Genomic DNA, 17,037 nt, shown 5'->3' with positions numbered 1-17,037 from the left:
AGCCGGGCGATCACGGCAACACACAGCGTGCCCGAAGCCGCGTGAATGCAGGGCCATCATGCACATGGCCCTGCATCGGAAAGGCACCGGCCACCACGCGGGTGGCCGATGCGGGGTACGTCAGGCAGCGACGATGTTCACGATCTTGCCCGGAACGATGATGATCTTGCGCACCGTCAGGCCTTCCATGAACCTGGCCGCGTTCGGCTCGGCCAGGGCCAGCGCCTCGATCTGCTCGCGCGCGGCATCGGCCGCCACCTCGATGGTGCCACGCAGCTTGCCGTTGACCTGCACGGCCAGGGTCAGCGCATCGCGCACCAGCGCGCCGGCGTCGGCCTGCGGGAACGGCTGGTCTTCCAGCAGCGTCTCGCCATGGCCCAGCACCTGCCACAGGGCGTGGCTGGCATGCGGGGTGATCGGGTTCAACAGCAGCACGATGGCCTGCAGCGCTTCCTGGCGCACCGCGCGGCCCTGCTCGCTGCCGTCCTCGAACTTGGCCAGCGCGTTCATCAGTTCCATCACTGCGGCAATGGCGGTGTTGAAGCTGTGGCGGCGGCCATAGTCGTCGCCGACTTTGCCGATGGTCTCGTGGGTCTTGCGGCGCAGCGCCTTCTGGTTGGCATCCAGTGCGGCCACGTCCAGCGCCGGAGCGGCACCGTCGGCGGCATGCTTCTGCACCTGGGCCCACAGGCGGCGCAGGAAGCGGGCCATGCCGTCCACGCCGGCTTCGTTCCACTCCAGCGACTGTTCCGGCGGGGCGGCGAACATCGAGAACAGGCGCACGGTGTCGGCGCCGTACTTGCCGACCATGGCCTGCGGGTCCACGCCGTTGTTCTTCGACTTGGACATCTTCTCCGTGCCACCGACCACCACCGGCTGGCCATCGGCGATCAGGGTGGCGCCGGTGATGCGGCCGCGCTCGTCGCGCTGCACTTCCACATCGGCCGGGTTGATCCAGTCCTTGGAACCATCCGGGTTCGGGCGGTAGTAGGTCTCGGCAATCACCATGCCCTGGCACAGCAGGTTGCGCGCCGGTTCGTTGCTGTCCACCATCCGCGCGTCGCGCAGCAGCTTGTGATAGAACCGGAAATACATCAGGTGCAGGATCGCGTGCTCGATGCCACCGATGTACTGGTCGACCGGCAGCCAGTAGTTGCCGCGCTTGTCGACGGCATCACGGGCACCCGGCGAGGTGTAGCGGGCGTAGTACCAGCTCGACTCCATGAAGGTGTCGAAGGTGTCGGTCTCGCGCTCGGCCGCGCCGCCGCAGTCCGGGCAGGTGGTCTTGCGCCATTCCGGGTCGGTCTTGATCGGCGAACCGGTGCCCGAGAACGCCACGTCCTCCGGCAGCACCACCGGCAGCTGTTCTTCCGGCACCGGCACCGCACCGCACTTGGCGCAATAGATCACCGGAATCGGGCAGCCCCAGTAACGCTGGCGGCTCACGCCCCAGTCGCGCAGGCGGTAGTTGACGCGGCGCTGGCCCTGGGCCTTGCGCTCGAAACGTTCGGCCAGCGCTTCGAAGGCGCCCTGGAAGTCCAGGCCGTCGAACTCGGCCGAATTCACCAGCTCGAAGGCACGGCTCTTGTCGCTGTACCAGTCCTGCCAGCGGCTGCCGTCCCAGTTGCGCTCTTCTTCGGTGCGCGCATCCTTCAGCGCGATCACCTGCTTGATCGGCAGGCCGTACTTGTTGGCCACTTCGTTGTCGCGCTGGTCATGGCCCGGGACGGCCATCACCGCGCCGGTGCCGTAGCCCATCAGCACGAAATTGGCGACCCAGACCGGCACCGGTTCGCCGGTGACCGGATGCAGCGCGCGCAGGCCGGTATCCATGCCGCGCTTTTCCTGGGTCTCCAGTTCAGCCTCGGACACGCCGCCCTGCTTCAGGTCGGCCAGCATCGCCGCCAGCTCCGGGTTGTTCTTCGCCGCATGCAGCGCCAGCGGGTGCTCGGCAGCGATCGACACGAAGGTCACACCCATCACCGTGTCCGGGCGGGTGGTGAACACGCGCAGCGGGTCCAGCGCGCTGCCGTCGACATCGCGCACGTCGAACTGGATTTCCAGACCTTCCGAACGGCCGATCCAGTTGCGCTGCATGGTCTTGACCGATTCCGGCCAGCCGTCCAGCTCATCCAGGCCGTCCAGCAGCTCCTGGGCGTAGTCGGTGATGCGCAGGAACCACTGCGGGATCTCGCGCTTCTCGACCAGCGCGCCGGAGCGCCAGCCGCGGCCGTCGATGACCTGCTCGTTGGCCAGCACGGTCTGGTCGACCGGATCCCAGTTCACCACCGCGTTGCGGCGGTAAGCCAGACCCTTGCGCATCAGGCGGGTGAACATGCGCTGCTCATGGACGTAATAGTCCGGGCGGCAGGTGGCGAACTCGCGCGACCAGTCGATGGCATAGCCCAGCGACTGCAGCTGGCTGCGCATGTGGTCGATGTTCTTGTAGGTCCACGCCGCCGGCGCGGTCTTGTTCTTGATCGCCGCGTTTTCCGCCGGCAGGCCGAATGCGTCCCAGCCCATCGGCTGCAGCACGTTGTGGCCGGTCATGCGCTTGTAGCGGCTGATCACGTCGCCAATGGTGTAGTTGCGCACGTGGCCCATGTGCAGCGCACCGGACGGATACGGAAGCATCGACAGGCAGTAGTACTTCGGCTTGTCCGAGGCTTCATCGACCTCGAAGGCACGGGTGGCATCCCAGTACTGCTGGGCGGCGGATTCAACCTGCTGCGGATCGTAAACGTTGGGTTCGACGCTGGTCATGTAACACGCGGTTGCGGCGGCAAAGCGGTACAGCGTACCGCAGTGCGGCAAATGGCTCCAATCCTGCCCGTCGGCCGCCGGCGCCGATCGCGCCCGGAGGCAGTCTCAGCGCGGTCGCGACAGCGGCAGGGCCAGTGCCAGCCAGACTGCCCAGCAGGCGAAGGCAAGCCGTTGTGCCAGCGGTGCCGGCAACACGCCCTGCAGGGCAAAGGCGGCCAGCGCCGCCAGCACGCCACAGGCAACCGCCACCCCGCCCAGAGCCCGGCCGGGCGCCTGGCGCAACTGGGAGATGCCCAGCAACAGGGTCCCGGCGACAAAACCCAGCACCCAGACCATCCAGGCGCTGGCATGCAGCTGGCTGGCTGGCCCGTGCAGATCGTCCACATCCAGCGGCAGCAGGCCCATCGCGGCGAAGGCCAGCCCGCCCAACAGCAGCATCTGGCTACCCACCCGTGGCGCCCAGCCAGCGCTGGCCGGCAGCCGCCGGCGCAGGCATTCGGCCACCACCACCGCCAGCAGGCCCGGCAGCACGAAACCCAGCAGATTGAAGGCCAACGCGTGTGGCACGCCCTGCGCACCCAGCAGGGCCACCGGGTGCCGCGCCTGCGCATATCCTTCCAGGCCGGAGCCGAAGCCCAGCACCGCCAGCACGAACAGCAGCGCGGCAATCAGCCCGGACAGGCGCAACAGCGGGGACAATGACGACATGCAGGCTCCGGAACAGCGGCGACAGGAAGGCCGCATTGTCGGGTATTTGCCGCAGCGCGGGTTGAGACCGACGTCGATCGTCACCATAGAATCGGTCTCCAGATGCCAAACGATGCCTCCCCCATGACCGAGACGACCTACGTATTCGACGCCACCACTGCGACCTTCGAGGCCGAAGTCCTGCAGAAGTCGCTGCAGACGCCGGTGCTGGTCGACTTCTGGGCCACCTGGTGCGGGCCGTGCAAGACCCTCGGCCCGATGCTGGAAAAGCTGGCCGCCGAATACAACGGCGCCTTCGAGCTGGCCAAGGTCGATGTCGACGCCGAACAGCAGATCGCTGCGGCCTTCCAGATCCGCTCGGTGCCGACCGTATTCCTGGTCAAGGGCGGCCAGCTGGTGGATGGCTTCCCGGGGGCCATCCCGGAAGGTCAGCTGCGTGAATTCCTGGCCCAGCACGGCATCGTGCCGGCCGACATCGGCGACGCCGCTGCCGAGGACGAGGCTCCGCTGGACCCGCAGGCACAGGTGGATGTGCTGCGCGCACAGATCGCCGCCGAGCCGGACAAGGATGAGCTGAAGCTCGACCTGGCCCTGGCCCTGCTGCAGATCGGCGGCGTGGACGAAGCCGGCACGCTGATCGACGGCCTGCCCGCCAACCTCGCTACCGACGACCGTGCCGTACGCGCCCGTGCCCGCCTGTCCTTCGCCGCCGCGCTGAAGGACGCACCCGCAGCCGAGGTGCTGGACGCGCGCATTGCCGCCGACGGCAAGGACCTCAAGGCCCGTCACCTGCGCGGCGTGCAGCTGCTGCTGGGCGGCCACGATGAGGCCGCACTCGCCCAGTTCCTGGAAATGCTGCGGATCGACCGCGCCTTCGAGGAAGGACTGCCGCGCAAGGCGCTGATCGACGCCTTCAATGTGATCTCCGACGAGGACCTGGTTGGCCAGTACCGCCGCCGGATGGCCTCCCTGCTGTTCTGAACGGGAACGCACTTCGTTCAGAATCCCTGCACTGAACGCGGGCAATAATGCGCGGGATGGCGGCCGTTCGGCCGCCACGATCCGTTCGGGGGGATGAGGTCGGGGCCATGGGGTCTTGCAGCTGCACCCCCGTTTTGCCGGGATTGCAAACTGTGACCTTCGTCCGCTCGCTGTCGTTCGCCATGCGCTTCCAGGGCATCCTGCTCTGTGCCCTCCTCCTGCTGCCAGCCGTGGCCGCCGCCCAGGACTGGAACTACCGGGTCCGTCCCGGCGATACCCTGTGGGATCTGGGCAGCCTGTACCTGAAACCGTCGGTACGCTGGCAGCAGCTGCAGCAGCACAACCGCATCGACAATCCTTACCAGTTGCCTCCCGGCCAGCTGCTGCGCTTCCCGATCAGCTGGCTGCGCATCGAGCCTGCGCCGGCCCGCGTGCTGTCGGTGCGCGGCAAGGTCGAACTGTCCGGCGCCGATGGCAGTGCCACCCGCGCCATCCTGGCCGGCGAGCAGCTACACATCGGTGACACCGTGCAGACCGAGGGCGAATCCAGCATCACCCTCGAATTCGCCGACGCCTCCCGCCTGCAGCTGCGTGAATACTCCCGCCTGCGCCTGGACCAGCTCAGCCGCTATGGCCATACCGGCATGGTCGATACCCGCCTGCGCCTGCAGCAGGGCCGTGCCAGCAACCGGGTGACGCCCGCCCGCGGCCCGGCATCGCGCTACATCATCGATGCCCCCACCGCGACCAGCAGCGTGCGCGGTACCGTGTTCCGGGTCAGCGCTGGCGACACAGCCCATGTCGCGGCCACCGAGGTCCTGCAGGGCAAGGTGCAGGTCGGCAACACCCATGGCCAACGCATGGTCCAACCTGGACAGGCCACCCGCAGCAGCAGCGCAGACGCAGCCCCCGCTGCGGTCTCGCCCCTGCTGCCGGCGCCGACGCTGCGAAATGACCAGCTCCGGCTGGCGCCGCTGCCGACCTTGCTGGCCTGGGAAGCGGTGCCCGGCGCCGCGCACTACCGCGTGGAAGTGGTCCAGGCGGCAACGCCGGAAATCCTGCTGTTTGCCGCTACCACCGAAGACACCCGCCTGGCCATCGGCGACCTGCCGCCCGGTCAGCTGCGCATGCTGTTGCGCGCCGTCGACGCGCAGGGCGTGGAAGGCCTGGATGCCAGCGCTGATTTCGAACTCAGCGACCAGCCGCCGCCGCCGCTGACGGTGGCCCCGCTGCATGGGCAGACGATCAACAGCGACCGGCCGCGTTTCCGTTGGAGCCAGGCCCCCGGCGCACGCAGCAGCGTGCTGCAGATCGCCGCCGAGCCAAGCTTCGTGCAGCCACTGCAGGAACAGACGACCCAGGGCACCGACCTGCGCCTGGCGCAGCCACTGCCGCCGGGCGAGTACTTCTGGCGCGTCGCCTCGCGCGATGGCAACGGCCACCAGGGCCGCTATGGTCAGGCGCTGCCGCTGCAACTGAGCAATGAACCGGTCGATCCGGCCCTGCAGCCACCGGAGGCCGCGCACGGTGAACTGACCCTGCGCTGGCAGACCGGCAGCGAAGGCCAGCGCTACCGGGTGCAGGTCGATCGCCGCGGCGACTTCAAGGCCCCCCTGGTCGATGAGACGGTTGCCGAGCCCCAGGTCAGCTTCAAGCGGCCGTGGAGCGGCACCCTGCACGTACGCGTGCAGTACATCGACGATGACGGTCATGCCGGCGAATATTCGCCGGCGCAGCAGATCAAGCTGCCGTGCCGCCTGTGCTACAGCGCCGGCGGCGGCGCCCTGCTGCTGTGGCTGTTGTTATGAGGCGCTCGCCGCTGCCGTGGTCGAAGCGGATCCTGCTGGCGCTGCTGGCCGGCGTGCTGACCGTGATTGCCAGCCAGGGCCAATGGCTGTGGCGGCAGGATGAAGCTACCTACGACGCCATGGTCGGCAACTGGGACTATCGTCCCGACCCCAGCGTGCTGATCGTGGCGATCGACGAGGGCAGCCTGCAGCGCATCGGCCAATGGCCCTGGCCCCGCTCGATCCATGCCCGCCTGCTGGACCGGCTGACCGACGCCGGTGCCGGACGCGTCGCACTGGACCTGATGCTGTCCGAGCCGGACCGCCGCGACAGCCGCCAGGACGAAGTGCTGGCCGCGGCCATCCGCCGCAATGGCCGAGTGGTGCTGCCGGTGCTGGCCGCGCCCGCGGCCGGTGATCGCATGGCTGAGGAAATGCTGCCGGTACCGCAGATTGCGGCCAGTGCCGCCGCCATCGGCCACACCGACGTTGAAGTGGACGGCGATGGCGTCGCCCGCGGCGTGTACCTGCACGCCGGCATCGGCCAGGCGCATTGGCCGGCGCTGGGCCTGGCGCTGGCCGACCTGCCGCCGGGCGCGGTGCACGGCCTGCCCGACCCCCATCCGGAGATCGGTTCGCCCTATCAATGGCGGCGCAACGACTACGTGCGCGTGCGCTATGCCGGGCCGCCCGAGCGCTTGCCGCAGGTGTCCTATGCCGACGTGCTTGATGGTCACGTGGACATGGCGATGCTGCATGGCCGCCGCATCGTGGTGGGCATGACCGCCAGCGGCATCGCACCGCGGCTGCTGACCCCGACCACCCGCGAGTTCTGGATGAGCGGCAGTGAGTACCAGGCCAACATCGCTTCGATGCTGCTGCAGCACAAGCAGATCGATCTGCTGCCCCGCCTCTGGCAGCACGCCATCAGCGGCGTGCTGGTGGCGCTGTGCGTGATCCTGCTCGGCCTGCGCCTGCCATGGCTTGCTGCGCTGTGCTCACTGCCGCTTCCTCCGCTGCTGAGCTGGTTGCTGTTGCGCGCCGGTGACCTGTGGTGGGCACCGGCCAGCGCCATGCTGGGCATCCTGCTGGTGCTGCTGGCCTGGGCGATCTGGCGAGTCTCGGCCTGGCACCGCCTGGCCAACCGCGATGCGCTGACCGGTCTCGGCAATCGCCTGCGTTTCGAGCAGTCGCTGCAACAGGAATGCGATGCCGCGCGACGCAGTGGCAAGTCCCTGAGCCTGGCGCTGATCGACGTTGACCATTTCAAGCGCCACAACGACCGCCACGGGCATCAGGTCGGCGACCGCGTGCTGCGCGATGTCGCACGCCTGATCGGTGCGCATGCACGACGCCCACGCGACATGGCGGCGCGCTACGGCGGTGATGAGTTCGCACTGGTGCTGCCGGATACCCCGGCCGAAGGCGCGCGCCAGGTCATCGAGGACCTGATCGCCTGCGTGCGTGCACTGCCGGCGCCCGGTGACGGCAGCGAAGCAGGCGTCACCCTCACCATCGGCGTGTTCACCCGCGTACCCGACGGCACGCTGCAACCGCACCATTTCGTCGAAGGCGCCGACACCGCGTTGTACCAGGCCAAGGCCAACGGCCGCGACGGGTACGTGATCGACGGCGAGGCGTGACCCTCGCCGCCCGGGATGCAACATACGCATGCGAATGGTTAGACTGGGCGCCTCGCCCTGCGCCTCGGACCTGCATGAACGCCCGCCTGTTCCGCTTCGGTATCAATCTCTGGCCGCCGTTCCTGTTCACCGGCATCCACGTCACCCGCATCACGCCGGACTACCGGCAGATCGATGTCGAACTGCGCCTGCGGCCCTGGAACCGCAACTACGTCGGCACCCACTTCGGGGGCAGCCTGTTCGCGATGACCGATCCGTTCTGGATGCTGGGCCTGCTGCACATCCTCGGCCGCGACTACTACGTATGGGACCGGGCCGGTGCCATCGATTTCCTCAAGCCCGGCCGCGGCACCGTGCGTACGTCGTTCCGCATCGACGATGCACTGCTGGATGAACTGCGGGCCGAAGCGGGCGGCGGTGAAAAGGTGCTGCGCTGGTTCAGCAACGACGTGGTCGATGAAAGCGGCGAGGTTGTCGCCCAGGTGCGCAAGCAGGTCTATCTGCGCCTGAAGCCCCACGCACGCTGAATCAAGGGCGCTATCCTCTGGCCCTCTGCCATGGAGGCTCCGATGCGCCCGTACACCCTTGCAGCACTGCTGAGCACCCTGCCGTGCGCGGTCCACGCGCTGGACCTGCCGCCGGTGCAGTACCCGGCGCTGCCGGCGCGGGCTGCGACTGCCGCCGGCTTCGTGCCCAACGGCTGGACGCTTGAGTCCAGCATCGAAGGCGATCTCGACCAGGATGGCCGCGCCGATCTGGTCCTGGTACTGCGCCAGCAGGACCCGCGCAACGTCATCGAACATGATGGCTTCGGCCCCTCGCCGTATGACAGCAACCCGCGCATTCTCGCCGTGGCATGGTCGCGCCCAACCGGCTATGTGCTGGCGGTGCAGGACCATCAGCTGATTCCGCGCCCGGACAACCCGGTCATGAGCGATCCGCTTGAAGAAGGGGGTATCAGCATCCAGCGTGGCACGTTGAAGATCGCGCTGTTTTCATTCGCCAGCGCCGGAAGCTGGTCGATGGGTACCACCGCCTTCACTTTCCGCTGGCAGGACGGCGCGTTCGCGCTGATCGGCTACGACCAGGATTCGGTGATGCGCAATTCCGGGAAAACCGAATCGCTGAGCGTGAACTTCTCCACGCGCAAGGTAAGGCGCGCCGAAGGCAGCATCGAGAACGACAAGGACAGCGTGCGCTGGCAGCCACTACGCGGCACCCGCCGCTGGACGCTGCAGACCGTCGGCGATGGCTGGGCGTTCGATCCGCAGGCCGGTACCGACTGAGCCACGGCTCAGTCACGGGCAGTGGCACTTGCGCCGACACCGGCGCCGGTCACCAACGGTACGGACAACCAGGGGCTCTCAGCGTTGCCACGCGGTGGCGAACGACGCGGCACCTGCAGATGGCGGCCATCGGCGGACAACTGCGGCGACCGCACCGGCGAGCGGAACTGCGCCGGCAGCCGCTGCAGGGCGTCCACCGGATCATCCGTCTGCTGCCGCAGCCAACGCTGCGCCCCCAGCAGCCGCACCATCGCCGCGGCATCCTGTGGCCGTGACGAATATGCGGGATAGGCAGGCGCGGCGATCTCGGTCAGCACGCAGCCCATCACGTTGGACAGGCAACCGAAATCCCGCTGCGGCGGTGCCTGTACCGGCAACGGCCGATCGGCCTCCAGCGCGGCCATCGCGGCTGCGCCACAGGCCCAGCCAAGATTGCCGGCCACGCGCGCCAACGTACTGCTCCGATCCAGCACCAGGACGCCGCCAAATTCCGGGGCCGATGTCTCGATCGCCGCCCGGCTCATCGCGTACTCACCCTGCATCGCACGGCACAGGCTCTGTTCCTCTGCGCGCAGCGGTTGCATGGCTTGTTCGCACTCCGCCGGCAAGGGGTGGCCGGCAGGCAGTTCGACCAGCATGTCGGCCAGCAGCTGGGCATTGGCCTGGACCAGGCTGGCGCCGATGATGCTCTCGATCAGATAGCTGCTACCTGGCACCAGCCGCCTTCCCAGCAGCAGTCCGCGGCAGCTGCCACGCAGTGCGCCGTCGATATCGCCCTGCACGTAGGTCAGTGCCCGTGCACTGGTGGCGTCCACCACCAGGCCATACGTCGGCAACGGGACCAGGATGCCCTCGCCCTTCGGCTGGAACGGGGACATGAAGTAGTCCGCTTCGGCCAGCTGATCCAGCCGCGCATGCAACTGCTGGTGGCCGGCATGGGCCTCCGCGAAGCGTTGCGGGTCCGCGCGGACCTGGGCGAGGCAGCCGCTGGCGGCCGGCCCGCAACTGGCACCCGGCCGCGAGCGCAGCTCGGCATGGTTGGCCACCAGGTGTGTCTGGCCGCTGCTACCGCCCTGCGGGTCGGCTTCCCAGCGCCGTACATCCTCGGCCAGCGCCTGCTCGCGCTGCAGGGCATCCAGATCGTCGAACGGCAACGTCCACAACAATGCATAACCGTTGTGGCCGGTCGCTGGCAGGCGTGCCTCCAGTCGCTGCTGCGCCTGCAAACGCGATTCGGGCACCGGCCACATGCGCGAGGCGCACCACACCACGATGGCCAGCACCAGCAGGCCTGCCAGGGTCCAGCCCAGTCCGCGCAGAATCTTCAACACAGCTTCCCTTCCATGTGCCGTTGCCGCAGTCGATTCCCCAGCGTAATCGACCGGCCGTGGCCGCTACAATGCGCACATGTCGCTCGAAGCCCCCGCCCTGGTTCCCCGCCCCTCCCTGCAGCGCCTGTTCCTGACCGGCCTGCTCACCCTGCTGCCGATCTGGCTGACCTGGGTCGTGGTCAAGTTCGTGTTCGTGCTGCTGTCGGGCATTTCCAGTCCGCTGGTGGTACCACTTTCCGAGCAGATCGCGACCAGCTTCCCGCATTACCTCGGCTGGGTGCGCGCCGAATGGATCCAGGACACCATCGCCCTGCTGGCCACCCTGCTGGTGATCCTGGCGGTGGGCGTGGCCAGCCGCCGCGTGCTGGGCCAGCGCCTGCTGCGCTGGGTCGGCGCGGTCATCAAGCGCATTCCGCTGGCCAGCATCATCTACGACAGCGCCAAGAAGCTGCTGGACATGCTGCAGACCGAACCGGGCAGCACGCAGCGCGTGGTGCTGATCGATTTCCCGCACCGCGACATGAAGTCGGTCGGGCTGGTCACCCGCGTGATCAAGGAACACGGCACCGACCGTGAACTGGCCGCGGTGTACGTGCCAACCACGCCGAATCCGACTTCGGGTTACCTGGAAATCGTGCCGGTGGAGCTGCTGACCCCGACCGACTGGACCGTCGACCAGGCCATGAGCTTCATCATTTCCGGCGGTGCAGTGGCGCCGTCCAGCGTGCCGTTCACCCGCGCCGGCGATCGCAGCGAATGACCGCGGCGCCGATCGAGCGCCCGCTGCAGGACCGCGCGGTCCTGCTGTTCATCGTGCTGGCCGCGTTCTTCTGCGGCAATGCGGTACTGGCCGAGCTGATCGGGGTGAAGATCTTCGCGCTGGAAGACACCCTGGGCATCGATCCGCTGAACTGGAACCTGTTCGGCCAGACCGGCTCGCTCAGCTTCACCGCCGGCACCCTGTTGTGGCCGGTGGTGTTCATCATGACCGACACCATCAACGAGTTCTTCGGCAAGCGCGGCGTGCGCTTCATCTCGTGGCTGGCGGTGGTGCTGATCGGCTACGGTTTCCTGTTCGCCTTCGCGGCCATTTCGCTGGCGCCGGCCAGCTGGTGGGTCACGTCGATGGATGGCCACGGCGTGCCCGACTACCAGGCCGCGTTCGCGGCGGTGTTCGGCCAGGGCATGTGGACCATCGCCGGCTCGCTGGTGGCCTTCCTGCTTGGCCAGCTGATCGACGTGGCGGTGTTCCATCGCATCCGCCAGGCCACCGGAGAACGCCACGTGTGGCTGCGTGCGACCGGATCGACCGCGATCTCGCAGGTGGTGGACAGCTTCGTGGTGATCTGGATCGCCTTCGTGCTGGGCCCGCAACACTGGCCGACCTCGCTGTTCCTGGCGGTCAGCAGCGTCAACTACATCTACAAGATGGGCTTTGCGATCGCACTGATTCCGTTGCTGTACCTGATGCGGCGTGCCATCACCCGCTATCTGGGTGCCGAACGTGCTGCGTCGTTGCGGGCTGCCGCTGCGGCTGACTGAAGCCCCAGCAGCAGAAAGCTGACTGCGCCTTCACGCTGGCCGTACGCGGCCGGATCGTGCAAGCTCCACGGTCTGTGTTCCACGGAAGCTCCTGATGCCGCATCCCACCCGCGCCCTGGCCGCCGCCATCGCCGCGTTGTTCCTGTTCAGCGCCGTACCGTCGGCCGAAGCAGCGAAGAAGAAGGCCAGCCGCCCTGCCGCCGCGCAGACCCGGCAGGCCGCCAAGCCCAAGGCCAGGCCCGCCCGCGCCACCGCGCCGGCCCGTGGCAGTTCGGCGCGCCGCGCCACGCCGCGTCCGGTCGCGCCGGCCCGGGCTGTACCCAAGCAGGTACAGCTGGAGCGCCTGTACGACGAGTACTGGGATGCCTCGATGCGGTTGAATCCGCTGCAGGCGACCTTCCAGGGCGAAGCCCGCTACAACGACCAGCTGCCCAACATCCTGTCTGCCGCATGGCGCCAGCAATCGCACGACTTCACCACCGAGTGGCTGGGCAAGGTCGAGAAACTCGGCAGCGACGGCCTGCAGGGCCAGGACCTGCTCAGCTACGAGATCTTCGTGCGCGATGCGCGCGCCTCGCTGGCCGCCGAGCGCTACCCGAGCTGGATGATGCCGATCAGCCAGTACTACAACATCGGCAGCATCATGGCGATCCTCGGTGCCGGTGCCGGCGCGCAGCCGTTCAACACCGTGCAGGACTACGACACCTGGTCTCGCCGTTCGCTGGGCATTCCCGAGCTGTTCGACCAGGCCATCGACAACATGCGCCAGGGCATGAAGGCCGGTGTTGTGCAGCCGCGCGACCTGATGGAGAAGGTTCTTCCGCAGCTGGATGCGGTCATCAAGCCGACCGCTGAAGAGAGCATCTTCTGGTCGCCGATCCGCACCATGCCGAACACCATCGCAGCCGAGGACAAGGCGCGCATCAGTGCCGAGTACAAGCGCATGATCGAACTGCGCATCATGCCGGCCTATCGTGCCCTGCGCGGTTTCATCGCCACCGAATACCTGCCCGCCACGCGCGCCAGCAGTGGCCTCGGCGCACTGCCCGATGGCCAGGCCTGGTACGCCAACCTGATCGTGCAGACCACTGCCAGCGACCAGACCGCCGCGCAGCTGCACGCGCTGGGCGAACAGCGCGCGCAGGAGCTGCAGGCACAGATCGCCACCGTGATGAAGGATGCCAAGCTGCGTGGCACGCCATCCAAACTGCTGCGCAGCATGCGCAATGACCGCCAGTTCCAGTACGGCGACGCCAATGCGCTGATCAACCGCTACCGCCAGGTACAGCAGCAGGTCAATGCGCGCCTGCCGCAGGTGCTCGATACGCTGCCCAAGTCCACGCTGGACGTGCGCGCAGTGGAACCGGAGCGTGCACTGACCGCCGCCGCAGCGGCCTATCAACCGTCGGCCGCCGGGCAACCCGGCATGCTGTACGTGAACACCCGCGACCTGCCCAGCCGCAAGCGCTGGAACGTGCCGGTGCAGTACCTGCATGAAGCGATCCCCGGCCACCACGTGCAGCTGGGCCTGCAGCAGGAGCTGGCCAAGCTGCCGCGCTTCCGCCGCCTCGGTGGCGACCTCGCCTTCGTCGAAGGCTGGGGCCTGTACGCGGAAACGCTGGGCGAGAACCTGGGCATCTACACCGATCCCTACGACCGCATCGGCTATCTGTACTCGCGCCTGCTGCGTGCCGCCCGCGTAGTGGCCGACACCGGCGTGAACGCGCAGGGCTGGAGCAAGCAGCAGGCCGTGGCCTACCTGCAGAAGACCGTGGACATGAGCAGCGACGACGCCAACGCGGAAGTCGAGCGGATCATGGCCCAGCCCGGCCAGGCGCTGTCCAACGTGGCCGGCCTGACCACCATTGTCGCCCTGCGCGACAAGGCCAAGGCACACCAGGGTGCCGCCTTCGACCTGCGCCGCTTCCACGCCGAACTGCTGAAGGACGGCTCGATGCCGCTGGACGTGCTGGACCGCAAGATGGAACGCTGGATGGCACAGCCGGCCAGCGCCACACCCACGCCTTCACCCTGACCCACTCCGGAGCCGCCATGCGCCCTGCCGCCGCCCTGTTCGCCGTCGTGCTGGGCCTGCTACCACTGGCAAGCTCCGCCGCACCGGTGCTGACCCCACCGGATGCGGGCATCGACGGCCTGATGCAGGCCTACGATGGCCAGGTACCCGGCGCCGCCGTGCTGGTACTGCACGACGGGCAACCGGTATTCCGCCGCGGCTACGGCCTGGCGGTGGTCGAGGACGGTTCCGCGGTCACCGCGGCCAGCAACTTCCGGCTGGCCTCGGTCAGCAAGCAGTTCACCGCTGCGGCGGTACTGCTGCTGGTGGAAGACGGCCGGCTCGGGCTGGACCAACCTGCCCGGCAGTGGCTGCCCGAGCTGCCACCGGCAGCGGCAACCATCACGATCCGCCAGCTGCTCTCGCATACCGGTGGCCTGCTCGACTACGAAGACCTGATGGACCCGGCCGACGCCCGCCAGGTGCATGACGCCGACGTGCTGACCCTGCTGTCGCATGAGGACCGCCTGAATTTCGTACCCGGCACGCAGTACCGCTACAGCAACAGCGGCTATGCGTTGCTGGCACTGATCGTCGGCCGCGCCTCCGGCCAGGATTTCGCGAGCTTTCTGCAGCAGCGCATCTTCCGCCCACTGGGCATGGCGCATACGGTGGCCCACCAGGATGGCGTGGACACGGTCGCCGCACGCGCCTATGGCTACAGCCAGATCGACGGCCGTTGGCAGCGCACCGACCAGAGCACCACCAGCGCAGTGCTCGGTGATGGCGGCATCTATTCCTCGCTGGACGACCTGGCCCGCTGGGATGCGGCGCTGTACGACGACCGCCTGCTGTCGAAGGCCTCGCGCCGCGCGATGTTCAGCCCGGCCACGGCAACACCCGAACTGGATGTGCCGCACTACGGCTTCGGCTGGCGCCTGAATGGCCCGGTGCAATGGCACAGTGGCGAAAGCATCGGCTTCCGCAACGTGATCGTGCGCCATGCGGACAAGCACCTGACCGTGATCGTGCTGACCAACCGCAACGACCCCGAACCCTATCCGCTGGCGCAGAAGATCGCCCAGCGCTGGCTGGACATCCTGCAATGAGCGATGACGCCTGCGCCCTGCTGGGCATCCACCACGCCGCACTGATCTGCAGTGACTACGCACGCTCGAAGGACTTCTACGTGCGCATCCTCGGCCTGCGCGTGCTGGCCGAGAACCACCGCAGCGCGCGCGACTCCTGGAAGCTGGACCTGGCCCTGCCCGATGGCGGCCAGCTGGAACTGTTCTCCTTCCCTTCCCCGCCCCCCCGGCCCAGCCGCCCGGAAGCCCAGGGCCTGCGCCACCTCGCCTTCCGCGTGGCCGCGCTGGAGCCGTTCATCCAACGCCTGGCTGCACATGGCGTGGCCTGCGAACCGATCCGCGTGGACGAATACACCGGCCGCCGCTTCACCTTCTTCGCCGACCCCGACGACCTGCCGCTGGAGTTGTACGAAGTCGGTTGATCCCCCGTTCCCACGGAAAGTCCCATCCACGCATGGCGTGGATCTACCGTGTCGACCAAGGTCGACACCCACCCACAGTCGCAGAAATCTGTCGGAGGCGGGGCGGTGTGGGTGGGCAGGACCGTTGGCGCTATGGATGGCGCCATCGAGCCCCCATGGATGGGTTTACGGCGTGTCCTGCCCACCCACACCGCCCCGCCATCCCACGGAATGGTCGCTTTGATCTGGCCCCCCGTCAGCGGACGCCAAGAAGCGATACTTTGATCGCACTTGGAGGTCCCTTATGTCCCGTATCACCCGTCGTAGCTACACCGATGAGTTCAAGCACCAAGCCGTGGAGTTGGCCGAGTCGCTCGGACCTGCCGCAGCGGCCCGTCAGCTGGAGATGTCGGTCAAGACGCTGGCAAATTGGCTTGACGCGGTCCGTGCTGGCCGGTCGTTGACCTCTGAGGCTCGCAGGCCAGCCACCGACCTGGAAAGCGAGATCAGCCGCCTTCGGGCCGAGAACGCCAATCTGAAGATGGAGCGGGAAATCCTAAAAAAAGCGGCGGCGTTCTTTGCCAGAGAGTCCAAGTGAGGTACGCCTTCGTCGCCAGTCAAAGGACTCACTACCCGACCAGGTTGCTGTGTCGGGTTCTTGGGGTTTCTGTCTCTGGATTCCATGACTACCTGCGCCGGCAGTGTGCCCAAACGTACGATGTCGATTCGGCCCTCCGTACCGAGCTTCGGGCCATTCATGTGACCAGCAAGCGCAGTTATGGGCGACGTCGGCTGGTCAGGGCCTTACGAGCCAGGAATCATCCAGTCGGCCACAAGCGCGTGGCACGGTTAATGGCCGAGGAGCGAATCCAGGGCAAGACCAAAGGCCGATTCCGACCCAAATCCTCCGGCGGCTCATCTCAGCTCGCCCCCAACCTGCTGGATCGGCAATTTGCCCCCGGAACCGGACCGACGGCCTGGGTCGGGGATATCACGTATGTCCCCACCCGCCAGGGATGGCTGCATCTGGCCGTGGTCATCAGCGTCCAGACCCGGCAGGTGCTGGGCTACAGTGTTTCCAAGCGTCTGACTGAAGAGCTGGTGGTGAAAGCATTTGCCAATGCTTGGGCTCTGCATCCACAACGACCCGGCCTGATCTTCCATTCAGATCGTGGTGGGCAGTACTGGGGGAACCAGTTTCGCCAGCTGCTGCAGTCCCATGAGGTGGTCCAAAGCATGAGCCGGCCTGGCAATTGCTGGGACAACGCGGTGGCCGAGAGCTTCTTTGCCACGCTCAAGACAGAAGAGGCTGCCGAGCCTTACGCCAGTAGAGAACAAGCCAGCCAGTCCATCGCTGCTTACATCCACGGCTTCTACAATCCAGCCCGGCTACACTCGGCGCTGGGCTACCACTCGCCTAACAACTACGCCCGGCAGCTCCGGGCTGCCGCCTGAAACGGCTTCATGGCGTCCGTTTTCAGGGGGCCAGATCA

General features: G+C 67.4%; 15 protein-coding genes. 12 read left to right on the top strand and 3 right to left on the bottom strand.

Translation table 11 applies throughout. The annotated features are described in order from the left end of the window. Window positions 1-120 precede the first annotated feature (120 nt). Together leuS and ACJ7C5_RS20180 are read right to left on the bottom strand one after the other, a co-directional pair. Entirely contained in the window at window positions 121-2,763 is a 2,643-nt protein-coding gene (leuS, locus tag ACJ7C5_RS20185) for a leucine--tRNA ligase (RefSeq protein ID WP_088026711.1), read from the bottom strand. Between the two features lie 105 nt (window positions 2,764-2,868). Further along, entirely contained in the window at window positions 2,869-3,471 is a 603-nt protein-coding gene (locus ACJ7C5_RS20180; protein WP_412704896.1) for a DUF998 domain-containing protein, read from the bottom strand. Between the two features lie 123 nt (window positions 3,472-3,594). On the opposite strand from ACJ7C5_RS20180, the gene trxA reads away from it, so the two are divergent. From trxA to ACJ7C5_RS20155, 5 genes are all read left to right on the top strand, one after another. Next, on the top strand, window positions 3,595-4,452 hold the full coding sequence (gene trxA, locus ACJ7C5_RS20175) for a thioredoxin (RefSeq protein ID WP_088026714.1): 858 nt from the start codon (window positions 3,595-3,597) through the stop codon (window positions 4,450-4,452). 152 nt (window positions 4,453-4,604) lie between these two features. Next, window positions 4,605-6,260 (top strand): FecR family protein, encoded by a 1,656-nt coding sequence (locus ACJ7C5_RS20170; protein WP_412704895.1) that lies wholly within the window; start codon window positions 4,605-4,607, stop codon window positions 6,258-6,260. After that, entirely contained in the window at window positions 6,257-7,882 is a 1,626-nt protein-coding gene (locus ACJ7C5_RS20165) for a CHASE2 domain-containing protein (RefSeq protein ID WP_097049805.1), read from the top strand. The genes ACJ7C5_RS20170 and ACJ7C5_RS20165 overlap by 4 nt, the downstream gene beginning before the upstream one ends. 74 nt (window positions 7,883-7,956) lie before the next feature. After that, window positions 7,957-8,409, top strand: a complete 453-nt coding sequence (locus ACJ7C5_RS20160; protein ID WP_125432301.1) for a DUF4442 domain-containing protein — start codon at window positions 7,957-7,959, stop codon at window positions 8,407-8,409. Window positions 8,410-8,451: 42 nt separating this feature from the next. Then, complete coding sequence (locus ACJ7C5_RS20155; RefSeq protein WP_412704894.1) at window positions 8,452-9,168, top strand: hypothetical protein; 717 nt, start codon at window positions 8,452-8,454, stop codon at window positions 9,166-9,168. 8 nt (window positions 9,169-9,176) lie between these two features. Here the strand turns inward: ACJ7C5_RS20155 and ACJ7C5_RS20150 are convergent, their stop codons facing one another. Continuing rightward, window positions 9,177-10,499, bottom strand: coding sequence for a hypothetical protein (locus ACJ7C5_RS20150; RefSeq protein WP_412704893.1), 1,323 nt, complete (start codon window positions 10,497-10,499; stop codon window positions 9,177-9,179). A 76-nt stretch (window positions 10,500-10,575) separates the two neighbouring features. On the opposite strand from ACJ7C5_RS20150, the gene ACJ7C5_RS20145 reads away from it, so the two are divergent. The 7 genes from ACJ7C5_RS20145 (at window position 10,576) to ACJ7C5_RS20115 (ending at window position 16,999) form a co-directional block, all read left to right on the top strand. Next, a complete protein-coding gene (locus ACJ7C5_RS20145; protein ID WP_014038041.1) occupies window positions 10,576-11,259 on the top strand; it encodes a DUF502 domain-containing protein in 684 nt (227 codons plus the stop codon). Further along, a complete protein-coding gene (locus ACJ7C5_RS20140; RefSeq protein WP_093999780.1) occupies window positions 11,256-12,041 on the top strand; it encodes a queuosine precursor transporter in 786 nt (261 codons plus the stop codon). The genes ACJ7C5_RS20145 and ACJ7C5_RS20140 overlap by 4 nt, the downstream gene beginning before the upstream one ends. Window positions 12,042-12,135: 94 nt before the next feature. Next, window positions 12,136-14,076 (top strand): DUF885 domain-containing protein, encoded by a 1,941-nt coding sequence (locus ACJ7C5_RS20135; protein ID WP_412704892.1) that lies wholly within the window; start codon window positions 12,136-12,138, stop codon window positions 14,074-14,076. A 17-nt stretch (window positions 14,077-14,093) separates the two neighbouring features. Next, window positions 14,094-15,164 carry a serine hydrolase domain-containing protein gene (locus tag ACJ7C5_RS20130; RefSeq protein WP_412704891.1) on the top strand — a complete coding sequence of 357 codons (1,071 nt, stop codon included), beginning with the start codon at window positions 14,094-14,096 and terminating at the stop codon, window positions 15,162-15,164. Beyond that, window positions 15,161-15,565, top strand: a complete 405-nt coding sequence (gene gloA2, locus ACJ7C5_RS20125; protein WP_164162053.1) for an SMU1112c/YaeR family gloxylase I-like metalloprotein — start codon at window positions 15,161-15,163, stop codon at window positions 15,563-15,565. Before ACJ7C5_RS20130 ends, gloA2 begins: the two co-directional genes overlap by 4 nt. Window positions 15,566-15,848: 283 nt before the next feature. Further along, a complete protein-coding gene (locus tag ACJ7C5_RS20120; protein ID WP_006388655.1) occupies window positions 15,849-16,142 on the top strand; it encodes a transposase in 294 nt (97 codons plus the stop codon). Continuing rightward, window positions 16,139-16,999, top strand: a complete 861-nt coding sequence (locus tag ACJ7C5_RS20115; RefSeq protein WP_412703693.1) for an IS3 family transposase — start codon at window positions 16,139-16,141, stop codon at window positions 16,997-16,999. Before ACJ7C5_RS20120 ends, ACJ7C5_RS20115 begins: the two co-directional genes overlap by 4 nt. Window positions 17,000-17,037: the final 38 nt, after the last annotated feature.

Source organism: Nocardiopsis yanglingensis (genome assembly GCF_045809185.1).
Lineage (GTDB): Bacteria > Pseudomonadota > Gammaproteobacteria > Xanthomonadales > Xanthomonadaceae > Stenotrophomonas > Stenotrophomonas yanglingensis.
The sequence above is the reverse complement of the archived record's forward strand: the minus strand, read 5'-3'. Positions and strand labels throughout refer to the sequence as shown.